18 protein-coding genes are annotated in these 21911 nt (G+C 70.6%); 8 read left to right on the top strand and 10 right to left on the bottom strand.

Annotation, left to right across the window (positions count from 1 at the left end; translation table 11 throughout):
- Nucleotides 1–6 precede the first annotated feature (6 nt).
- The 3 genes from FCN18_RS21860 (at nucleotide 7) to FCN18_RS21850 (ending at nucleotide 3873) form a co-directional block, all read left to right on the top strand.
- On the top strand, nucleotides 7–1389 hold the full coding sequence (locus tag FCN18_RS21860; protein ID WP_112264415.1) for an APC family permease: 1383 nt from the start codon (nucleotides 7–9) through the stop codon (nucleotides 1387–1389).
- Between the two features lie 297 nt (nucleotides 1390–1686).
- The gene (locus tag FCN18_RS21855; RefSeq protein WP_112264700.1) at nucleotides 1687–2655 is read left to right on the top strand and encodes an aldose 1-epimerase family protein; all 969 of its coding nucleotides are present in this window, start codon (nucleotides 1687–1689) and stop codon (nucleotides 2653–2655) included.
- A gap of 6 nt (nucleotides 2656–2661) precedes the next feature.
- Complete coding sequence (locus tag FCN18_RS21850) at nucleotides 2662–3873, top strand: amidohydrolase (protein ID WP_112264414.1); 1212 nt, start codon at nucleotides 2662–2664, stop codon at nucleotides 3871–3873.
- 70 nt (nucleotides 3874–3943) lie between these two features.
- On the opposite strand, the gene FCN18_RS21845 is transcribed toward FCN18_RS21850, so the two are convergent.
- A complete protein-coding gene (locus FCN18_RS21845; RefSeq protein WP_137095983.1) occupies nucleotides 3944–5092 on the bottom strand; it encodes an acyl-CoA dehydrogenase family protein in 1149 nt (382 codons plus the stop codon).
- A gap of 70 nt (nucleotides 5093–5162) precedes the next feature.
- Here FCN18_RS21845 and FCN18_RS21840 point away from each other — a divergent pair, with 70 nt between their 5' ends.
- The 4 genes from FCN18_RS21840 to FCN18_RS21825 all read left to right on the top strand — a co-directional run bounded on the left by FCN18_RS21840 (nucleotide 5163) and on the right by FCN18_RS21825 (nucleotide 10200).
- Nucleotides 5163–5762 (top strand): TetR/AcrR family transcriptional regulator, encoded by a 600-nt coding sequence (locus FCN18_RS21840; protein WP_112264412.1) that lies wholly within the window; start codon nucleotides 5163–5165, stop codon nucleotides 5760–5762.
- Nucleotides 5763–5772: 10 nt separating this feature from the next.
- The gene (locus FCN18_RS21835) at nucleotides 5773–6693 is read left to right on the top strand and encodes a carbohydrate kinase family protein (protein WP_137095982.1); all 921 of its coding nucleotides are present in this window, start codon (nucleotides 5773–5775) and stop codon (nucleotides 6691–6693) included.
- A gap of 235 nt (nucleotides 6694–6928) precedes the next feature.
- Complete coding sequence (locus tag FCN18_RS21830; RefSeq protein ID WP_112264698.1) at nucleotides 6929–8242, top strand: citrate synthase; 1314 nt, start codon at nucleotides 6929–6931, stop codon at nucleotides 8240–8242.
- A 185-nt stretch (nucleotides 8243–8427) separates the two neighbouring features.
- Nucleotides 8428–10200 (top strand): bifunctional metallophosphatase/5'-nucleotidase, encoded by a 1773-nt coding sequence (locus FCN18_RS21825; protein WP_137095981.1) that lies wholly within the window; start codon nucleotides 8428–8430, stop codon nucleotides 10198–10200.
- Between the two features lie 160 nt (nucleotides 10201–10360).
- Here FCN18_RS21825 and FCN18_RS21820 read toward each other — a convergent pair whose 3' ends face one another.
- The 4 genes from FCN18_RS21820 to FCN18_RS21805 are packed head-to-tail and all read right to left on the bottom strand — an operon-like array spanning nucleotide 10361 to nucleotide 14716.
- Nucleotides 10361–11560, bottom strand: coding sequence for an ABC transporter permease (locus FCN18_RS21820; RefSeq protein WP_137095980.1), 1200 nt, complete (start codon nucleotides 11558–11560; stop codon nucleotides 10361–10363).
- Nucleotides 11557–12468 (bottom strand): ABC transporter ATP-binding protein, encoded by a 912-nt coding sequence (locus FCN18_RS21815; protein ID WP_137095979.1) that lies wholly within the window; start codon nucleotides 12466–12468, stop codon nucleotides 11557–11559. Before FCN18_RS21815 ends, FCN18_RS21820 begins: the two co-directional genes overlap by 4 nt.
- Nucleotides 12469–12527: 59 nt before the next feature.
- Entirely contained in the window at nucleotides 12528–14078 is a 1551-nt protein-coding gene (locus FCN18_RS21810; protein WP_137095978.1) for a glycerol-3-phosphate dehydrogenase/oxidase, read from the bottom strand.
- The gene (locus tag FCN18_RS21805) at nucleotides 14075–14716 is read right to left on the bottom strand and encodes a TetR/AcrR family transcriptional regulator (protein ID WP_137095977.1); all 642 of its coding nucleotides are present in this window, start codon (nucleotides 14714–14716) and stop codon (nucleotides 14075–14077) included. Before FCN18_RS21805 ends, FCN18_RS21810 begins: the two co-directional genes overlap by 4 nt.
- Nucleotides 14717–14732: 16 nt before the next feature.
- Here FCN18_RS21805 and FCN18_RS21800 point away from each other — a divergent pair, with 16 nt between their 5' ends.
- Entirely contained in the window at nucleotides 14733–16364 is a 1632-nt protein-coding gene (locus FCN18_RS21800; protein ID WP_113645202.1) for an FAD-binding oxidoreductase, read from the top strand.
- Nucleotides 16365–16424: 60 nt separating this feature from the next.
- On the opposite strand, the gene FCN18_RS21795 is transcribed toward FCN18_RS21800, so the two are convergent.
- From FCN18_RS21795 to FCN18_RS21775, 5 genes are all read right to left on the bottom strand, one after another.
- Nucleotides 16425–16982 carry a gamma-glutamylcyclotransferase gene (locus FCN18_RS21795; protein WP_228714073.1) on the bottom strand — a complete coding sequence of 186 codons (558 nt, stop codon included), beginning with the start codon at nucleotides 16980–16982 and terminating at the stop codon, nucleotides 16425–16427.
- Nucleotides 16983–17047: 65 nt separating this feature from the next.
- Nucleotides 17048–18148 carry an S-(hydroxymethyl)mycothiol dehydrogenase gene (locus FCN18_RS21790; RefSeq protein WP_112264395.1) on the bottom strand — a complete coding sequence of 367 codons (1101 nt, stop codon included), beginning with the start codon at nucleotides 18146–18148 and terminating at the stop codon, nucleotides 17048–17050.
- Between the two features lie 79 nt (nucleotides 18149–18227).
- The gene (locus tag FCN18_RS21785) at nucleotides 18228–19442 is read right to left on the bottom strand and encodes a peptidase C39 family protein (protein ID WP_137095976.1); all 1215 of its coding nucleotides are present in this window, start codon (nucleotides 19440–19442) and stop codon (nucleotides 18228–18230) included.
- A gap of 52 nt (nucleotides 19443–19494) precedes the next feature.
- Entirely contained in the window at nucleotides 19495–19893 is a 399-nt protein-coding gene (locus FCN18_RS21780) for a PaaI family thioesterase (RefSeq protein WP_112264392.1), read from the bottom strand.
- A 114-nt stretch (nucleotides 19894–20007) separates the two neighbouring features.
- Nucleotides 20008–21630 (bottom strand): long-chain fatty acid--CoA ligase, encoded by a 1623-nt coding sequence (locus FCN18_RS21775; RefSeq protein WP_112264390.1) that lies wholly within the window; start codon nucleotides 21628–21630, stop codon nucleotides 20008–20010.
- Nucleotides 21631–21911 lie beyond the last annotated feature (281 nt).

The raw sequence follows: 21911 nt of genomic DNA, 5'->3' as shown, positions 1-21911 counted from the left end.
CGCCGCATGGCGGATGCGACAACGACGACACCCGACACTTCGGGCAGCGGGCAGCCTGCGCTGCGCAGGGTCATGGGCTCGAAGCTTCTCCTTTTCTTCGTGGTCGGTGACATCATCGGCACGGGGGTGTACGCGCTCACGGGCCAGGTGGCCGGGCGCGTCGGCGGCGCGCTGTGGCTGCCGTTCCTGCTGGCGTTCATCGTCGCGTTCATGACCGCCTTCAGCTATCTGGAGCTGGTGGGCAAATACCCGAAGGCGGCGGGGGCCGCGCTGTACGCCAACCGAGCCTTCCGCATCCGAATCCTCACATTCCTCGTGGCGTTCGCGGTGATGTGCTCCGGTATCACGTCGGCGTCGTCGGCGGCCGTCGCGTTCGGCGAGACCTACCTCGCCGAGTTCATCACCTCGCCGATGCCGCTCGTGGCGATCCTGTTCATCCTCATGCTCGCCGCGATCAACTTCCGCGGCGTCAAGGAGTCGGTCACCACCAACGTGGTGCTCACCTGTATCGAGCTGGCCGGCCTGCTGATCATCATCGGCGTCGGTGTGTGGGCCGTGCTGAACGGCGACGGCGAGCCCTCACGGCTGGTCGAGTTCAACACCCAGGACCAGACGTGGCTCGTGGCCATCACGTCGGCCACCTCGCTCGCGTTCTTCGCGATGGTCGGCTTCGAGGACTCGGTCAACATGGCCGAGGAGTGCAAGGACCCGGTGCGGATCTTCCCGAAGGCGATGCTGTGGGGCATGGTCATCGCGGCCACGATCTACATTCTCGTGTCGGTGACGTCGTCGTTGCTGGTGCCGGCGAACGAGTTGGAGGCCGCCGAGAGCAGCGCCCTGCTCAAGGTCATCGACATCGGCGCCCCTGGCATGCCGAGGGAGATCTTCTCCGCGATCGGCCTCTTCGCGGTGATCAACTCCGCGCTGATCAACATGCTCATGGCGAGCAGGCTCATCTACGGCATGGCCAACGAGCGCATCATCCCCAAGCAGCTCGGCACCGTGCACCCGTTCCGCCGCAGCCCGTGGGTGGCGATCCTGTTCACCAGCGCCATCGCGATCGTCCTGGTGTCCACCGTGGACATCAGCGTGCTCGGTGGCACCACGGCGCTGCTGCTGCTCGCCGTGTTCGCCGTCGTCAACATCGCCGTGCTGGTGCTGCGCAAGGAGAAGGTGGAGCACAAGCACTTCAGGGCGCCGACGGTGATTCCGGTGCTGGCGGCGATCTTCTGCATCTACCTGGCGAGCCCGCTGTCCGGCCGTCCCGCGAGGGACTACGTCGTGGCGCTGATCCTGCTCGCCGTCGGACTGGTGCTGTGGGTCGTCAACTGGTTCTTCATGCGTGGCGCGGAGCAGAAGGAACTGGACGAGAAGGCCTTGGCAGAGTAGGCGAGCCAGCTCGGTCGTGAGGCCGGCTGCAGTGAAGGCCACCTTGCCTGCGTTCAACGCAGTGAAGGTGGCCTTCACTGCGTTGAACCGTGGGACCGTCGACAGTGGACGGCCGCGATGGAAATCCGAAACGGCAGGGATTTCGGTGTGGTGGCCGACGGGGTTCTCGATCGCCGGCACCGGGCCCGTCCGCCGCCTCCAGATCTGCCGCAGCACGTCGTGCAGGCGTCCGCCGGGGATGGCGAGCAGCTCGGCCGCGAGCTGTGCCCCGCCGCTTGGGAGGGATACAGTGCGGCCATGGTCAATCCGACTGGGGAACAGTTCGAGCTCATCCGCGGCAACGCGCGCGCCGTCGTCACCGAGATCGGGGCCGGCCTGCGCGCGTTCGAGATCGGCGGCGTGCCGTACCTGGAGACGTTCGCCGCCGAGGACGAGCCGCCGAAGGGTGCCGGTCAGGTGCTCGTGCCGTGGCCCAACCGCACCAAGGCCGCTCGATGGACCTTCGACGGCGAGCCGCAGGAGCTGGAGGTGACCGAGGCCAAGCGTGGCAACGCCATCCACGGGCTCACGCGGCACAAGGAGTGGGAACTCCTGGAGCACGCCGAGTGCTCGATCACGCTCGCCTGCGACATCGCCGACGAGCCCGGCTGGCCCGTGCCGCTGCGTACCGGCATCGTCTACGAGCTGGCGCCCCGCGAGCTGACCGTCACGCACGAGGTGAGCAACGAGGGGGATCGCGCGATCGGCTTCGGCGTGGGCACGCACCCCTACTTCCGCATCGGCGACGTGCCGACCGACGAGCTGACGCTGACGCTTCCGGCGACGCGCGTGCGGCCATACGCCGAGGAGGAGCAGCTGCCCTACGCCGAGGAACGGGACGTCGAGGGCACCGAGTACGACCTGCGCTCCGGCCGCGTCGTCGGGGAGCTCGACCTCGACACGGCGTTCGGTGGGCTCACGGCGGACGAGGAGGGCAGGCACCACGTGCTGCTCACCCACGGCACCACGACGCTGGACGTGTGGACGGAGGCGGACTTCCGCTGGGTGCAGGTGTTCACGCCCACCGATCTCACCGGGCGGGGCCGGGCCATTGCGATCGAGCCCATGACGTGTCCCGCCGACGCGCTCAACTCGGGCACCGACCTCATCATCCTGGAGCCGGGTGAGAAATGGCAGGGTAGCTGGGGCATTCAGGTCCGGGACAATCAAGTACAACGGGGGGAAGCGCCTCGTTGGGGGCGGTGGCCGGGCGACGGGAGGGGCTGACGAACCATGGCTGAGGCAATCACCGGTGGCTACGTGGTGCCCGTTGATGGTGATCCGATCGACGGCGGCACGGTGCTCATGGACGGTGGCAGGATCGTCGCGGTCGGCTCCGAGGCCGATGTGGACATACCGGACGGCGCGACGCTGATCGACGCGTCCGGCTCGTGGGTCCTGCCCGGCTTCATCGACGCTCACGCGCACCTCGGCGTCCACGAGGAGGGCGAGGGCTGGTCGGGCAACGACACCAACGAGATGACCGATCCGAACGGTGCCCGCTTCCGCGCGATCGACGGCATCGACCCGTACGAGGTCGGCTTCGACGACGCGCTCGCGGGCGGCGTCACGAGCGTGGTGATCAAACCGGGCTCCGGCAACCCCATCGGCGGGCAGACGGTCGGCGTGAAGACGTGGGGCCGCACGGTGCTCGACATGCTCTTCGCCGAGGGCATCAGCGTGAAGAGCGCGCTGGGCGAGAACCCCAAGCGCATCTGGGGTGAGCAGAAGAAGACACCGGCGACCCGGCTCGGCGTCGCGGCGATCCTGCGGGAAGCGTTCACCAAGGCCCGCAACTACGCCGCACAGCGCGACCACGCCCTGAGCGAGGGCAAGCCACACGACGTCGACCTCACACTGGAGACGCTCGCGAAGGTGCTCGACGGCGAGCTGTACTGGGACCAGCACACGCACCGCGCCGACGACATCGTCACCGCCGTGCGGCTGGCCGAGGAGTTCGGCTACAAGCTCGTGGTCAACCACGGCACCGAGGGGCATCTGATCGCCGACTTCCTCGCCGAGCGCGACGTGCCGGTGATCCTCGGTCCGCTGTTCACGTCCCGTTCGAAGGTGGAGGTGCGGCACCGCACGCTGCGCTCGGCGGGCATCCTGGCGCGGGCGGGCGTCAAGATCGCGATCACCACCGACCACCCGGTGATCCCGATCAACTTCCTCGTCTACCAGGCCGCGATCGCGGTGAAGGAGGGGCTCGACCCGGAGACGGCGCTAAGGTCGCTGACGGTCAACCCGGCGTCGATCCTGGGCCTCGACGACCGGATCGGCGCGCTGAAGCCGGGCCTGGACGCCGACGTGGTGATCTGGTCGGGCGACCCGCTGGACGTGATGAACCGGGCGATGCGGGTGTTCGTCCGCGGCCGCGAGGTCTACCACTTCGACGAGGCCACCGGCGAGGGCGTGGTCGCCGACCGCCGCTACCGCGAGTAACCGCCGTAACGTCCCCCAAGGCCACCTTCGGTGCGTTCAACGCAACAAAGGTGGCCTTGGGGGAAGGTGGCTACCCCTTTCGGAGTTCGCGGGCGATCACCATGCGTTGGATCTGGTTGGTGCCTTCGAAGATCTGGGGCACCTTCGCCTCGCGCATGTACCGCTCGACGGGGAAGTCGCGGGTGTAGCCGGCGCCGCCGAGTACCTGGACGGCGTCGGTGGTCACCTTCATCGCCGCATCCGTCGCCACGAGCTTCGCGATCGACGCCTGACGCTGGAACGGCAGCCCGCGGTCGCGCCGCCGCGCGGCCTCGAGGTAGGTCGCCCTCGCCGACTCCACCGCCGCCGCCATGTCGGCGAGCAGGAACTCGACGCCTTGGAACTCGATGATCGGCTTGCCGAACTGGTTGCGGCCCTTGGCGTAGGTGACGGCCTCGTCGAGCGCCGCCTGCGCGAGCCCCACGGAGCACGCCGCGATCCCGAGCCTGCCCGAGCTGAGCGACGCGAGCGCGATCCTGAGTCCTTCACCCTCCGCGCCGATGAGCCGGTCGGTTTCCACGTGCGCGTCATCGAAGAGCAACTGCGCCGTGGTGGACCCGGTGAGGCCCATCTTGCGCTCGGGCGGGGCGGCCGCGAGGCCCGGCGTCGCGCCGTCGACGAGCAGGCAGCTGATGCCGGCGCCGCCCGGCTCGTCGGACGTACGCACCATCGTCGTGTAGAAGTCCGCCTGTCCGGCGTGCGTGATCCACGCCTTCGCGCCGTTGACGACGTACGCGTCGCCTTCGCGGCGCGCCCGCGTCGACAGCGCGGCGGCGTCGGAGCCGGCGTGGGTCTCCGACAGCGCGTACGCCCCCAGCAGGTCACCGCCGAGCATCGCGGGCAGCCACCGCTCGCGCTGCGCCTCGGTGCCGTAGTGGGCGAGGGCGAAGCACGACATCGTGTGCACCGAGAGCCCGACGCCCACGGACATCCACGCGCTCGCGATCTCCTCCAGCACCTGCAGGTAGACCTCGTAGGTCACCTCGCCGCCGCCCCAGCGTTCGGCGTACGGCAGGCCCAGCAGGCCCGACTTGCCGAGCAGCCGGAACTGCTCGCGCGGGAAGCGCTCCGCCTCCTCGTACTCCGCCGCGAGCGGAGCCAGCTCGTCCCGGGCGATCTCCCTGGTCAGCGAGATCAGGTCCTCGGCCTCGGTGGTGGGCAGCAGTCGTTCCGCAGGCATCGTCGTCTCCGGCTTCCGTACTGAAATCAGTACTGTGGTGGCATTCGCAGTACTAATATACGGTAGCAGGATGCCCCCGAAACAGCTCCGCGCCCGCAAGCAGCCCACCGCGCGTCAGCGCGCGCTGCTCGGTGAGCTGGAGGAGCTGTTCCTCGCGGAGGGCTTCGTGGAGTTCACGCTCGACGACCTCGCCGCCCGCCTGCGCTGCTCAAAGTCGACCCTCTACACGCTCGCCGCCAGCAAGGAACAGCTCGCGGTCAAGGTCGTCGCCCACTTCTTCAAGGGCGCCGCCGACCGCATCGAGCAGCGCATCGATGGCATCGACGACGCACGCAAGATCATCGAGGTCTACCTCGCCGGCGTCGCCGACGAGCTCAAGCGAGCGTCCGACCGGTTCATGGCCGACGTTGCCGCGTTCGAGCCGGCTCGGGCGACGTACCGCATGAACTCGCAGGCCGCGGCGGCCCGGATCCGGTCGTTCATCGCCAAGGGTGTCGCCGACGGCGTCTTCCGGGAGGTCCACGCGACGCTCGTCGCCGAGCTGGCCAGCCTGCTCGTGGAGGGCATCCAGACCGGTGTGGTGCGCGCCCGCACCGGGGTCTCGGACGCGGAGGCGTTCACGGCGCTCGCAGAACTCCTGTTGGGAGGGATACAGCGGCGGGTGGGATAGCATCGCGGCCGTGATTGTCTCCGGCGGTGAAGCCCTCGTCGACCTCGTCCCTGCCGAGTCCACAGTGGACCTGCTCGCCCCCCGGCTCGGCGGCGGGCCCTACAACGTCGCGCTCGCGTCGGCACGGCTCGGCGTGCCGACGGCGTTCCTCTCCCGGATCTCCACCGACCGGTTCGGCGACGCGCTCGTCGAGCGACTGGAGGCGTCCAACGTGGACACCTCGCTGCTGCAGCGCGGGCCCGAGCCGACGACGCTGGCCGTGGTGGCGCTCGACGAGAACTCCAGCGCCCGGTACAGCTTCTACACCGAGGGCACGGCCGACCGGCTCGTGACAGACCCCGGCCCGCTGCCCGGGCACACGACCGCGTTGTCGCTCGGCACGCTCGGCATGGTGCTCGAACCCGGCGCGAGCGCGTACGAGGCGGTGCTGCGGCGTGAGTCGGAACGGGGCGTGCTGACCGCGCTGGACCCGAACATCCGTGCGGACATGATCACCGACGCCGTCGCCTACCGGGCACGGTTCGCGTCGTGGCTGCCGTACGTGCGGCTGCTCAAGCTGTCGATGGACGACGCCGAGTGGCTGGCCGAGGGCGCCGGCGTGCTGGAGGCCGCGAAGGGCTGGCTCGACGCCGGGGTGGAGGCCGTCGTGCTCACCAAGGGCGGCGACGGGCTCTCGGTCGTCACCGCCGACGGCGAGGTGGCGAGCGCCCCGACCGTGCCGGTCGATGTCGTCGACACGATCGGTGCCGGCGACACCGTGCAGGCCGCGCTGCTCGCCTGGCTCGTCCAGCAGGACACTCAGCGGCCCTCGGACCTGGAGCCCGCGGACTGGGGCCAGGCGCTCGGTTACGCCGCGCGCGCGGCCGCCATCACGGTGTCACGGAGCGGCGCGGAGCCGCCCACCGCGGACGAGCTCGCGCAATTTCTGTAACCGCATGAGGTATTCGTCACGGCAGACCCCGATGACCGTGTGAACCTGATCGCAAACGATTAGCTGTGGGTAACACCACGGCTGCGAAGAAGGCGTCCTCTGGACTAGCGTAAGGAGGAATAAATACCCCAGCGGGGCGGTGTGCGACGAGGCTCAAGGGCCCTTCGCGTACGAATACGGTGACCAGCGAAACCTGCTGTCACCACCGGCCCGTGTGACCGTGAGAGGCATGTGCATGTCCGACGCGACTGCGGCGCAGTCCGGGGGCGAGAACGTCGTGCTCCGCCTGCCGAGTGGCGAACACGAGTTGAAGGTCGTCCGCGCCGTCGAGGGCGCCCCCGGAATCGAGCTCGGGAAGCTGCTGGCCCAGACCGGCTACATCACCTACGACCCCGGGTTCGTGAACACCGGGTCGACGTCCTCGGCCATCACCTACATCGATGGCGACCAGGGTGTGCTGCGTTACCGCGGTTATCCGATCGAGCAGCTGGCTCAGCATTCGAACTTCCTCGAGGTCTCCTACCTGCTGATCTACGGCGAGCTGCCGACCGCCGCCCAGCTGGAGGACTTCACGACGCGCATCAACCGGCACACGCTGCTGCACGAGGACCTCAAGCGGTTCTTCGACGGCTTCCCGCGTGACGCGCACCCGATGCCGGTGCTCTCCAGTGCCGTCTCGGCGCTGTCCACCTTCTACCAGGACTCGCTCAACCCGTTCGACGAACCGAACGTGGAGCTGTCCACCATCCGGCTACTGGCGAAGGTGCCGACCCTGGCCGCCTACGCCTACAAGAAGTCGATCGGCCAGCCGTTCCTCTACCCGGACAACTCGCTCGGGCTCGTGGAGAACTTCCTCCGGATGACCTTCGGGCTGCCCGCGGAGCCGTACGAGATCGACCCGGACGTCGCGAAGGCGCTGGACCTGCTCTTCATCCTGCACGCCGATCACGAGCAGAACTGCTCGACGTCGACGGTGCGGCTCGTCGGCTCGTCCGAGGCCAACCTGTTCGCCAGCATCTCGGCCGGCATCATGGCGCTCTTCGGCCCGCTGCACGGTGGTGCCAACAGCGCGGTGCTCGAGATGCTCGACGGCATCAAGGCCGACGGTGGCGACGTGAACGACTTCGTCAACCGCGTCAAGAACCGCGAAAAGGGCGTCCGGCTCATGGGCTTCGGGCACCGGGTCTACAAGAACTACGATCCGCGCGCGAAGATCATCAAGAAGACCGCCGACGACATCCTCACCAAGATCGGCGGCGGTGACGAGCTGCTCGACATCGCGAAGGCGCTGGAGGAGCGCGCGCTCTCCGACGACTACTTCGTCGAGCGCAAGCTCTACCCGAACGTCGACTTCTACACCGGTCTGATCTACCGGGCGCTGGGCTTCCCGACGAAGTACTTCACGGTGCTCTTCGCGCTGGGCCGCCTGCCCGGCTGGATCGCGCACTGGCGGGAGATGATCCAGGACCCGCAGACCAAGATCGGCCGCCCGCGCCAGATCTACACCGGCGAGAAGCAGCGCGACTACAAGCCGGTCACGGAGCGCTGATCCCTCAGGCCGGTCCCTCTGCAGTGAAGGCCACCTTGCCTGCGTTCAACGCAGTGAAGGTGGCCTTCACTGCGTCCGGGGGTGGGTGAGAAGTCGCCTGGTGTTCAACTGGGCGTTCGGCGGGAGCCGCCTGAGCGGGTAACGATGTGTCGATCTTGGCCGCACATCGCGAGAGGACTGCGTCCGTGCCCCGCCTTCCCCGCCTCACCGCCGCGTTGAGCGCTGCCGTACTGCTCGGCACGCTCACGCCTGCCGCCACCGCCGAGCCGCTGGCCTCGACCGTGCCGGTGCAACTGCTGTCCATCACCGACTTGCACGGCTACTTCGGCGAGTACACCGCCACCGTGCGCCCGACGGCCGGCGCGCCCGCGGAGACCGTCGGCGGCGGTGCGTACCTGGCCACGCACCTCGACCGGCTGCGCGAGGGCGAACGGAACTCGATCCTCTTCTCCGCGGGTGACGACTTCTCCGGCTGGCCGGACGAGACGGAGTGGTTCTGGAACGAGCCGACGGTCGAGTACCTCAACCGGATCGGGCTCGACTTCTCCACGGTGGGCAACCACGAGATGGACCGGGGCATCGAGTTCCTCCGCCACATGATGGACGGCACGTGTGAGGGCAGGCCAGACGACGACCTGTGCTTCACCGACTCCACGGGCAGGCGGTTCCGGGGCGCCGACTACGAGTACTACTCGGCGAACATGGTCCGCGAGCACACCGCGTCGCCGGTGGTGCGGCCGTACCACGTGGAGTACGTCGACGCGGGCGGCGGGCGGAAGCTGCCCGTCGGCTTCGTGCACACCACGACCAGCCTGACCTCCAGCGAGCAGATGTCCTACACCCCGCGCGGCATCGAGTACCTGCCCGAGGCCGGGCCGATCAACGCCTACGCGAAGATCCTGCGCAGGCAGGGTGTCTCGGCGATCGTGGCGGTGGTGCACGAGGGCTTCAGCCAGCGGGGCGGCGCGGGCTACAACGACTGCGACTCACCGTCCGGTCCCGTGGTGGAGCTGAACGAGCAGATCGACCCGGCCGTGGACGCGATCGTCACCGGGCACTGGCACGCGCAGGTCAACTGCTTGCTGCCCGACCCTGCGGGCAACCCGAGGCCGGTGGTCGAGGCGGGCGATGCGGGCAAGCTGATCAACGAGATCGAGCTGCGGCTGGATGCGCGTACCGGTGAGGTGGTGCGGGAGCTGACCCGGTCGGTGAACCACCCGAACACGCGGGACGTGCCGCCCGACCCGGAGATCCTGGGCATGACCGCGTACTGGAAGGAGCGGCTCGCCGAGCGCGCGAACACTCCGGTCGCGACGGTGACCGAGGACCTGACGCGCACTCGCGACGCCGCGGGCGAGTCGAGCCTCTACAACCTCACGGCCGACGCCTTCCTCTGGGCGGCCAGGCGGGACGGCCGCGCGGACCTCGCCGTTGCCATGCCGGACATCCTGCGCAGGGACGTCACCCACGCCGCCGCGGCGGGCAGCCCGGCCGACGCCGACGGGCGGGTGCTGTTCTCGGAGCTGGCGGTCGGGACGGTCTACGACAGCGGCATCGGCGTCGGGCTCGTGCGTGGCTCGGTGAAGGGCAGGCAGCTCGACGAGCTGATCGAGAGCCAGTGGCAGCGTGCCGCCGACGGGTCGGTGACGTTCCGGCCGCTGGCCTTCTCGGGCAACGTGCGCTACACGTACGACCTCGCCAAACCCGTCGGGTCGCGGGTCGACCCCGGTGACGTCCGGCTCGACGGTAGGCCGCTGCGACCGAACGCCGACTACCGGATCGCGACGCTGGCGAACAACTTCTTCGCCAAGAACGCGACGCCGGGCTTCACGGCGTTGTTCACCGCGCGCAACCAGGACCGCAGCAGCTTCAACGGCGGCGACGCGCTGTGGCGGTACCTGGAGGCCCGCTCACCGGTCTCGGCTCCCGAGCCGGGCCGGATGGCTCCGGTGAGCTGACCGGCTCGCCCCGGCCCGGCGCTTCGAGGGGAGCAAGGGAGCTTTACTCCCGTTTTCCGGTAGTAAAGCTCCCTTGCTCCCTTCCGCGCTGCCGGAAACGCAGAACTCGCGGTCCTGAGCGGGGGACTCGCGGGCTGGAGCGGGGGACTCGCGAGGGGCGTCACGCCCGGAGGGCGTCCTTCAGGCGGATGCGGCTGCCCGTGCGCAGGATCGCCGCCCGGTACACCCGCCCGCCGAGCCACGTCAGCGCCGCGATAGCGGCCAGGGTCAGCACCAGCGCGGCCACGATCTCCAATGCGCCCGCCGAGCCCGTCGCGATCCGGCTCGGCAACAGGATGGGCGACAGCGGAGGCAGCAGCGAGAGCACCGTCGCCGTCGTTCCCTCCGGCTCCTGCACCACCGTGAAGCCCGCGATGAAGCCCACCAGCAGCACCATGGACACCGGCGTCAGCACCGTCTGCACGTCCTCCTGCCGCGACACGAGCGAGCCCGCCGCCGCGAACACGGTCGCGTAGAGGAAGAAGCCCAGCACATACCACACCAGGCCCCACAGCAGGGTCGTCGTCGCGACCCCGGTGATCGTCAGCGCCCCGGTCGCGCTCGCCATCGCGAGCCCGGCCACGCCGAGGATCGCCAGCTGCACCAGGCCCGTCAGCCCGAGCCCGATCACCTTGCCCAGCAGCAGGTGCCACGGCCGCACGGTGGACAGCAGGATCTCCACCACCCTGCTCGACTTCTCCTCCACGATGCCCTGCGCCACCAGCGAGCCGTAGGCCGTGATGCCCATGTACAGCAGGAACATCATCACCAGCGCGATCACGATCCGCTGCCCCTGCGCCGGGTCGTGCTCCTCGAACGAGGTCACCTGGATCCGCGCCGCGTCGACGTCGCGCATCACCTCGGCCGGGTTCAGCCCCGCCTGCACCAGTTTGGCGCTCAGCACCTCCTGCCGCGAGATCCCGGTGAGCACCGCCTCCAGCTGCTGGTCCAGTTCGGACTTCACCTGCACCCGCAGGCTCGCCGGGCTGCCCGACACCAGCACGTCCAGGTCACCGGACTCGACGTCGGCCATTCCCTCCGTGACGTCGGCGACCCGGCGCGTCTCGACGTCGAGCCCGAGCCCCTCGGCGCCGGCCCGCAGCGGCTCCGCGATCGCGGCCGCCTGCCCGGTGAGTCCGACCGTCGTGCGTTCCGCGTTGCTCACCAGCGCGGTCTGGAAGAGCAGGTACCCGGCCAGCACGGCCAGGATCACGGCCGTGCCGATCAGGAATCCGCGCGTGCGCAGCCGGGCGCCCAGCTCCCGCTGTGCCACGAGCCGCACCGCCGCGGCGGGGGAGATGGGACGGCGGAGTCCGCTCACGTGTCAGCTCCTTCGGTGACCGCACTGCGGAACAGCTCGGTGAGCGACGGGTGGTGCCGCGTGAACTCGCGGACCGGTCCGGTGGCGAGCGCGGCGGCCAGCACGTCCTGGTCGTCGGTGCCGGGCGCGAGCTCCACCACCGTGTCGTCGCCGTTCTCGGCGACCACACGAACGCCGGGCAGCGCCGCCGCCCAGCCGTAGGTGGCCGCGGGTGCCCGTACGGTGATCCGCACCGCCGCGCCCGAGGTCAGCTCCGCCACCGAACCGCACGCGACGATCCGTCCACTGCGGATGATGCCGACGCGGTCGCACAGCCGCTCGACCAGGTCGAGTTGGTGGCTGGAGAACACCACGGGCACCCCGGTGGCCGCCTTCTCGCGGAGCACGTCGCTCATCACGTCCACGGCGATGGGGTCGAGCCCGGAGAACGGCTCGTCGAGCACCAGCACGTCGGGATCGTGCACGAGCGCGGCCGCCAGCTGCACGCGCTGCTGGTTGCCCAGCGACAGCTTCTGCACCTCGTCCCGTCGTCGCTCGGTGAGGCCGAGCCGCTCGATCCACAGCTCCGCGCTTCGGTGCGCCTCGATCGCGGGCACGCCGTGCAGCCGGGCGAGGTAGACGAGCTGGTCGAGCACCCTCATCTTCGGGTAGAGGCCGCGCTCCTCGGGCAGGTAGCCGATTCGGGTGCGGGTCTCGTGGGTCACCGGGCCGCCGTCGAAACGCACCTCACCCGCGTCGGCGGCGAGCACGCCGAGCACGATCCGCATGGTGGTGGTCTTGCCTGCGCCGTTGCTGCCGACGAAGCCGAACAGCTCCCCGGGACGGACGTCGAACGTCACCGCGTCGAGGGCTACGACGTCACCGAAGCGCTTCGACACGCGGTCGATCTCCAGTGTCCCCTCGCCCATGCCTGCTTCCCCTCTTTCCCCACGTTCACGGGAGAGGGTACGCGGTGTGCCGGTTGCCGTCAGGCCGTCTCGGCCAGCCCATGCAGGGTGCGCGCGACCAGGTCCTCCACCCGCTCGCGCGCGGCGGCGGCCTCGCCAGGGACCAGGCCCAGCCGCGTGCGCCGGTGCAGCACGTCGTCGGCGTCGAGGGCGCCCTCGTGCCGGACGGCCCAGACCACCTCCGCCCCGGTGACCTCACAGCCCGGGAACAGCGGCCTGCCGAGCTCGTCGTCCACCTCGGCCAGCGCGGCCACGCGCGGCGCTTCCGTGCCGTACTTGGCGACCAGCCGGGGCGGCGCCTCCACTGTGGACAGCGCGGCGCGGTCGGCGGCGCCGAGCAGTGGCAGGTTCGCGGTGCGCGCCGGGCCTGCGGGCAACGTCGCGGCCCGCACGGCCGCGGTCACGGCGTCCTCGGCCATCTTCCGGTACGTCGTGAGCTTGCCGCCGACCACCGTGAGCACGCCCGTTGCCGGGTCGGTGAGCACCGCGTGCCTGCGGGAGAGGTCGGCCGTGGTGCCGTCCGCGGCCAGCAGCGGGCGGAGCCCGGCGAAAGAGCCGAGCACGTCGCCGGGCCGCAGCTCCCGCTCCAGCACGGCGGAGGCGACCGTCAGCAGAAAGTCCACATCGGACTGCGGGGCCTCCGCGACGTCGGGCGGGTCACCGGCGAGGGGCTCGTCGGTGATCCCGAGGTAGATCCGCCCGTCCTGCTGGGGAAGCAGGAAGACGAACCGGCTGTGCGAACCGGGAACGGGCACCATCACCGATGTCTCGCCCAGCCCGGTGCGGCCAGCGTCGAGCACGAGGTGCGAGCCGAGGGACGGCCGCAGCCGCACGGACGGCACGAGGGCGCCCGCCCACACCCCGGCCGCGTTGATCACCTGCCGGGCGTGCAGCTCCACGGCGTCGCCGCTCAGCTCGTCGCGGGCGAGCACGTGGTCGGCACGAAGGTCCGTCGCCCGCACCCTGGTGAGGATGCGGGTGCCGTGCGCGGCCGCCGTCCTGGCCAGTGCGACGACCAGGCGGGCGTCGTCGGTCAGCGCGCCGTCGAAGGACAGCAGCCCGCCGCGCAGGCCCGTGCGGCGCAGTCCCGGTGCGAGCGCCAGCGCCTCCGCGGCAGGTATCGAACGGGGCCTCGGCAGCAACGACGACGGCGTGCCCGCGGTCCTGCGCAGTGCGTCGCCAGCGTGCAGGCCGGCGGCGGTGAGGAGCCTCGCCGAGCGCGGCGTCGTGGCGTAGAGCGGGAAGAGCTGCGCCAGCGGCCGGGTCAGGTGGGGCGCTGTGCGGGTCATGAGGATGCCGCGCTCCACCGCGCTCTCCCTGGCCAGCGCCACGTCGCCGTGCGCGAGGTAGCGCAGCCCGCCGTGCACGAGCTTGCTGGAGAACCGCGAGGTGCCGAACGCGAGGTCGTGTGCCTCGACGAGTGCGACCGAGAGCCCGCGCGACGCCGCGTCGAGCGCGATGCCCGCCCCGGTCACGCCGCCGCCGACCACGAGCACGTCCACGCGCTCGCCCGTAGCCAGCTCGGCCAGCTCCCTCGTCCGCCTGCGCGCGGACAGCGACGCCCTGATCACGGCGCCAGCGCCGCGTCGAGGACGTGCCGCAGCTCGGCGAGCAGGGTCTCTTCACCGACGTCGACGGTCGCCGGGCGCAGCGACAGCACGAACGACTGCACGACGAGCAGGACCGCGCGAACCTGCGCGGTGACGTCACCGTGGCGAACGGAGCCCTCGCGCTGCCCCGTCTCCACCAGCGCGCGCACGACGTCCTCCGCCAGCCGCTGCGTCGCGCCGAGCCGCTGCGTGACATAGGGCAGCAGCAGGTCGGCGTCGAGGTCGAGCACTGTGCGCATGAGCGGGTCGGCCACGAGCGCGCGCACGCCCCCGACCGCGCTGTCCACCAGCCGTTCGCGCGCGGAGCTCGCAGGACGCACCTCCGAGGCGACCGCGTGGAGCAGCGCGCCGAACTCCCGCGTCATCAGCGCCGCGAGGATGCTGCGGACGTCGGGGAACCTTCGGTAGAGCGTCATGCGGCTGACGTGCGCGGTGCGGGCGATCTCGGCGAGTGTCGTGCGCCGGACGCCGCTCGCGAGGACGCACTGCTTGGCGGCGTCGAGCAGGTCGTCGTCGGACACGCGGCTCGCGGCGGGCCGGTCGCGGGTCTCGGCGAGCGCGCTTCTGACCCGCACGGCAGTGTGACGTTCGGCCTTCATGTGTCACACTTTAGTGGTGAACGACAGTGTTGACCACCGGCTGCGGGGTTCGTGGACACCCGAGGGCGCGAGCGAGATCGAACTCGCTCCCAAGGCCGTGCGCTGGCTCGCGCAGCGTATCGGCGAATGCACCGCGAACGCTCCTGTCGCACCCGATTCGGCCATGGCGGTGGCGCCGTCCCGGATACCCGAGGCCGCGCACGCCAAACTCGTCGCGATCGTCGGCGAGGAGCACGTGCTCGACGAGGCGGCCGAGCGGCTCGGGCGCAGCGGCGGCCTGTCCTACCTCGACCTCCTGCGGCGCCGGTACCCGTCCTCACCGCCCGCCGTGCCCGACGCGGTGGTGCTGCCCGGCGATCCCGAGCAGGTGCAGCGAGTGCTCGACGTGTGCGTCGAGCACGACATCGGCGTGGTGCCGTTCGGTGGCGGGACCTCCGTCGTCGGCGGGGTCACCGCGCTGCGCGGCGACAAGGACAGCGTGCTCGTGCTCGACCTGGAGCGGCTCGACCGGCTCGTGTCCGTCGACCCCGTCTCGCGCGTCGCCGTGCTGCAGGCCGGGGTCCGCGGTCCCGACGCCGAGCGCCTGCTGTCGGTGCACGGTCTCACGCTCGGCCACGTGCCGCAGTCGTTCGAGCGGGCGACCATCGGCGGGTTCGCCGCGACACGTTCCGCGGGCCAGGCGTCGTCTGGGTACGGCCGTTTCGAGGACATGGTGACCGGGCTGCGCCTGGCGACACCGCGGGGCGAGTGGCGGCTCGGCGTCGCGCCCGCGTCGGCGGCGGGGCCGGACCTGCGGCAGCTCGCCATCGGCAGCGAGGGCACGCTCGGCGTGATCACCGAGGTCGCCGTGCGCGTGCGTCCGCTGCCCGAGCGCGAGCGGTTCGAGGCGTTCGCGCTCGACGGCTGGGAGCGCGGCACGCTCGCGGTCCGTCACCTCGCCCAGCGCGGGCTGCTCGCCGACGTCACGCGGCTATCCGATGTGGACGAGACGGCGTCGACGCTCGCGCTGGCCGGCAGCTGGAAGACGGCCCTGCTGCGCCGGTACCTGGGCGCGCGCGGAATCGCCGATCCGTGCCTGCTGATCCTCGGCTGGTACGGCGACGCCGTGCACCGGCGCAGGGAGGCCGTGCGCAGTCTCAGGGCGGCGGGCGCGGTCGGCTTGGGCACGGCACCGGGACACGCGTGGCTGAGGAACCGGTTCGCCGGCCCGAGGCAGCGGGACGCGCTGCTCGACCTCGGCGTGTGCGTCGAAACGCTGGAGACGGCGGCGCACTGGGGCGACCTCGGGCCGCTGTACGAGCGGGTGCGGGCCGCGCTGCACGGTGCGCTCGACCGGCCACACGTGCTGTGCCACGTCTCGCACGCCTACGAGACCGGCGCGTCGCTGTACTTCACGGTGCTCGCCACGCGCGACGAGGCCGACCCGATCGGCCAGTGGGAACGCGCGAAACGCGCGGCGTCGGAGGCGATCGCGGGCGATGTGCCCGCCACCATCACCCACCACCACGCCATCGGCACCGACCATGCCCCCTACCTGGCGGCGGAGATCGGCGAACTCGGCGTGGACGTGCTCAGAGCGGCGAAGTCCGCACTGGACCCCACGGGCATCCTCAACCCGGGCAAACTCCTGCCACCCCAGCCGCAGTGAAGGCCACCCCTCCTGCAGTGAAGGCCACCTTCACTGCGTTCAACGCAGTGAAGGTGGCCTTCACTGCAGGAGCGGGATCGGCTCCGCGTCGAGGCCGTGCGTGCCGGCCGGGGTGCCCTCCAGCCGGATGGCTTCGTGCTGGGCGACGTCGGCCGTGCGCACCGGAGCGCCGTCCACCAGCAGCGGCATCCGCGCGGGCCCCGCGCCGACGTAGGTGAGCACGTCCTCGACCACCGAGCCGTCCTCCAGCCGCACCCGGCCCGTGCGCAGCCTCGCGAGGTCGTAGCGCACGCCCCGGCCCTCGCACCGGTCGAGCACCTCGACCTGCTCGGGCGTCGCGAACCACACGGCATGCCACTCCGTCACCCCCGGCGCGGCCGCGAGCGTCGCGGTGCGCTGGCCGTCCCGCGCGCGCAGACCGGCCGCCCACACCGCGGCGACACCGTGGCACTCCGCCCGCGCCACCACCACCGGCTCCGCGCCGAGCCCCAGGTTCTCGCGCAGCCACGTGATCTTCGAGGGGCACGCGTTGGAGCCGTAGGCCAGCACCGGAACGCGCCCGGTGCGCCAGCCGCCCGGTGCGGTGCCCAGCGCGTACCCCGCCCCGTCCCGGTGCACGAACGAACGATCCGGTCGCGCACCGGGGTAGGGGTTCTCGGGGAACTCCTCGTCGGTGAACAGAATCAGTCGAACACCACCACGCTGCGCAGCACCTCGCCCTTGTGCATGCGGGCGAACGCCTCCTCGACGCCGTCCACCGCGATGCGCTCGGTGACGAACTTGTCGAGCGGCAGCCTGCCCTGCAGGTAGAGGTCCACGAGCATCGGGAAGTCCCGCGACGGCAGGCAGTCGCCGTACCACGACGACTTGAGCGAACCGCCGCGCGAGAAGAAGTCGATGAGCGGCATGTCGTCGAGCCGCATGTCCGGAGTCGGCACGCCGACGAGCACCACCGTGCCCGCGAGGTCGCGCGCGTAGAACGCCTGCTTCCACGTCTCGGGCCTGCCCACCGCGTCGATCACCACGTCGGCGCCGAACGAGCCGGTCAGCTCCTGGATCGCCTCGACGATCTCGTCCTGGCTCCTGCCGCGCGCGTTCAGGGTCGCCGTGGCGCCGAACTCCTTGGCCCACTCCAGCTTCTTGTCGTCCATGTCGACGGCGACGATCGTGGTCGCCCCGGCCAGGCGCGCGCCCGCGATCGCGGCGTCACCGACGCCGCCGCAGCCGATCACGGCGACGGAGTCGCCGCGCGTCACGGCGCCGGTGTTCACGGCCGCGCCGATACCCGCCATCACGCCGCAGCCGAGCAGACCGGCCACAGCGGGCTCCGCGGCCGGGTTCACCTTCGTGCACTGTCCGCTGTGGACGAGCGTCTTCTCGAGGAACGCCCCGATGCCGAGCGCGGGGCTCAGTGCCGTGCCGTCGGCGAGCGTCATCGGCTGCCGCGCGTTGAACGTCGAGAAGCAGTACCACGGCTTGCCCTTCTCGCACGCCCGGCACGTGCCGCACACCGCCCGCCAGTTCAGTACCACGAAGTCGCCGGGCTCCAGGCCCGTCACGCCCTCGCCGACCTGCTCGACGTAGCCGGCCGCCTCGTGGCCGAGCAGGAACGGGAACTCGTCGTTGATGCCGCCCTCGCGGTAGTGCAGGTCGGTGTGGCACACCCCGCACGCCCTGACCGACACCACCGCCTCGCCCGGCCCCGGATCCGGCACGAGCACCGTCTCCAGCGACACCGGCTCACCCTGCGCGCGCGACACCACGCCCTGCACCTCGTACGGCATTGGCTCCTCGTCCTTCCGCAGCGTTGCCCAGGGCCGCAGCTTGCCACGGATCATGCGCTCATCGCGACTTGCGCATGGGTCAGGGTGTGATGAGGTAGACGACGCCGCCGGGCCCGCTCGCGACGTTGCCGTCGGCGTCGTGGCGCTTGGTGCGTTGCCAGATCGTCTCGAACTGCGCGCGGTCGTAGACCTTTCGGACACCCTCGGCGCTGTCGGCCGCGGGGTCGTTGACGATCACGTCGCCGTCTTCGGTGAAACCGACGACCACCATGATGTGGCCCGCCGTGCCGTACCCGGCGCCGTCGAGCTCGCTCGCGAGGAACGACTGCGACGTGATCACGGGGATGCCGCGGGCGACGTAGTCCTCCAGTTCGGTCAGCGAGTGCAGCCGCGTGACGTGGCCCTCGAGCCCGTAGTTCCCGGCGTAGGCGGTGTTGAACGGCCAGTTGCCGGTGCCCTCGTAGGCGTAGTCGTAGGTGAAGCGCGCGGCGTGCGCCACGGCGCGGTCGGGATAGCCCTTCGGCAGCCAGGACAGCTCCCGCTCGCCCGGACCACTGCCCAGGAACTCCAGCACCATCGCGGTGGACGTGGGGCTGCACCAGTTCTCGCCGCCACCGCCGTACTCGGGGTAGCTGCCCCGGTGCACGTTCTGGGCGTAGCGCGGCACCGGCAGCTCGATCCCGCGGGCCGGGCCCGGCCGCGAGACGGTCACCTCGAAGCGGTCGGGCACGAGCGACGTCATCGCTCCCGCCGTGCGCAGCACGGGCGTGGCCGAGCTGCCGCGCTCGCGGTAGAGGCTGACCCGCAGCTGGTAGGACCGCAGGCGCACGCCCGGCTTGGCCACGAGGGTGTCGACGTTGACGCTCGCGTGCGCGTCGTCCTGCCCGGGCACCGATGTGCGCCGGAGGTCGGCGTCGTCGTGCGCCCAGTCGCCGAGGACGTACCAGGCCGTGTCGGCGCCGGACGCCGTCCGCGCCCTGGCCTCGACCCGCAGCCATGTCCTCGGCGGGGTGTCGGCGGTCCAGGAGGCGATCAGCTCGCTCGCGTCGAAGCCGGGTGAGCGCACCGGCGAGGTCCAGCGCCCGTACTCGTACCCGTCGTCGACGCCGGCGGGTGTGCCGATCCGCAGGCCGTTCTCACCGGCCTCGACGCCGGTGAGCTCGCCCGCGAAGCCGCGGTCGGCATCCCAGGAGTGGTAGTCGATCCGTTCGTCCTCCTGGGCCACCGCGGGCGGCTGAGCGACCGTGGAAGCCGCGATGACCGCCAGTACGACCGTGCAGAGACGTCCACGCATGGCAAAGGATTTTCGCCTTTGGCTGGACTGTGTGTAAACCGCTTTCGTCCGATCAGATCACGGCTTGGGTCTGGGTGACCTTGGCTGCGAGACGGCCGTCGTCGTCGTGGACCTCGGTCTCCACCACGATCACCCTGCGGCCCACGTGCAGCGGGCTCGCCGACGCGGTGGCGTGGCCGCCGCGGATCGGGCGCAGGAAGCTCGTGCGCGACTCGATCGTCGTGGTGCCCTGCGCGCCTTCGGGCAGGTTGAGGAACGCGCAGACGGCGGCGGTGGAGTCGGCGATCGACATGAGCACGCCGCCGTGCATGGTGTCCCCGAGCGTGCAGAGCGTCGGGTCCCACGCGAGGCGGCTGCGCACGAGCTCCCTGGATTGTGCGAGCACCTCGAGCCCGAGCCGCTCGGTGAACGGCATGGTCTTGTGGAACAACTCGGTGCCCTCAGCGTCCATGCCACCCACCCTTTCGCACCGGGAACGCGGAGTCGATTACCTCGGGGGTAACGCTCCCCAAGGCCACCTTTGTTGCGTCCAACGCAACAAAGGTGGCCTTGGGGAGCGTCGGCGTCAGAAGTGGGCGACGTCGAGCTTGCCCTCCGCGTGGGCGGCGCGCAGGCGCTTCTTGTCGAACTTGCCGACGCTGGTCTTCGGCACCTCCTCGACGAAGGTCCAGTGCTCCGGCAGCTGCCATTTGGCCACCTTGTCCTGCAGGAACGTCCGCAGCTCGTCGGCGCTCACCTGCTCGCCCTCGCGCAGCACGACGGCCACCAGCGGGCGCTCGTCCCACTTCTCGTCGGGCACCCCGATCACCGCCGCCTCGGCGACGGCGGGGTGCGACATCACGGTGTTCTCCAGATCCACCGACGAGATCCACTCGCCGCCGGACTTGATGACGTCCTTGGCGCGGTCGGTCAGCGTCAGGTAGCCGTTCGGGGTGATCTTGCCGACGTCACCGGTGCGCAGCCAGCCGTCGTGGAACTTCGCCGGGTCCGCGTCGCCGTAGTACCCGCCCGCGATCCACGGGCCGCGCACCTCCAGCTCGCCGACGCTCTCGCCGTCCCACGGGACCTCGTTGCCGTCGTCGTCGATGAGCCGCGCCCGCACCGAGGCGGGGAAGCGGCCCTGCGTGTAGCGGTACTGCCACGCCTCCTCGCCGGTCGCCGACGCGGGCGGGCGGGCGACGCTGCCGAGCGGCGACGTCTCCGTCATGCCCCACGCGTGCAGGATCGGCACGCCGTAGCGCTCCTCGAACGCGTGCATCATCGCCGGCGGCGCCGCCGAGCCGCCCACCACGACTTCGCGCAGGTGGGAGATGTCCTGCGGGTTCGCGTCGAGGTGCTGGAGGAGGCCCTGCCAGATCGTCGGAACCGCGCCCGCGAACGTCGGCCGCTCGGCGGCGAGGATCTGCGCGATCGGCTCCGGCTGCAGGAAGCGGTCCGGCATGATCATCGAGGCGCCCACCATGAACGCCGCGTACGGCATGCCCCACGACATCGCGTGGAACATCGGCACGATCACCAGCGCCTTGTCCGACTGGTCGAGCCGCATGCTGTCGCTCATGCACACCTGCATCGAGTGCAGCCAGATCGACCGGTGCGAGTACACGACCCCCTTGGGGTCGCCGGTGGTGCCGGAGGTGTAGCACATCGCGGCCGCGGAGCGCTCGTCCACGACGGGCCAGTCGAACGTCTCCGGCTGGGCCGCGAGCAGCTCGTCGTAGGCGTGCACCTGCACACCCTCCGGGGCCTCCAGCGACGCGGGGTCGCCGTTCGCGACGATCACGTGCTGGACGGTCTTCAGCTGCGGCAGCTGCTTCGCGAACAACGGCACGAGCGTGCCGTCCACGATCACCACGTGGTCCTCGGCGTGGTTGGCCACGAACACCAGCTGCTCGGGGAACAGCCGGATGTTCAGGGTGTGCAGCACGGCGCCCATCGCGGGGATGGCGAGGTAGGCCTCGAGGTGCTCGGCGTTGTTCCACATGAACGTGCCCACGCGCTGGTCACCGGTCACACCGAGGCCGCGCAGCGCGTTCGCGAGCTGGGCGGCGCGCTTGCCGACCTGGCCGTAGGTCGCCCGCCTAGGGCCCGAGGAGGTCCACGTGACGACCTCGCTCTCGGAATGCAGCGTGGAGCCGTGCCGGAGCAGGTCGGCGAGGGAAAGCTGGTCGTCCTGCATGGTGCTCAACATCGTGTTCTCTCCCGCGGGTCCGCTCGACTGTGAACTGGATTACGCGCGAGCCTAGTGCGGGAAAAGTGGCATCGGCATGTGCTGAGTGCACAACCGTTACGCACCCCCGCTGGGCCCCCTCACCGCGGTAGTGGCCCCCTGACCTGCATGACCCGGTTGAGGGGACATTGCGTGTCGATTTCGCGGTCTCGGTCCTCTTGGCGTTTACTGGGGCCCGTGGTAAGTGACGGCCTGGCCAGCGCTTGCTCGGGCAAGCACCTGGGGACCCGGGTTGTCGCCGC

It is taken from the genome of Prauserella endophytica (genome assembly GCF_005146945.1).
GTDB lineage: Bacteria > Actinomycetota > Actinomycetes > Mycobacteriales > Pseudonocardiaceae > Prauserella_A > Prauserella_A endophytica.
Note: the sequence above shows the minus strand (reverse complement) of the source record. Positions and strands in the feature narration are given on the sequence as shown.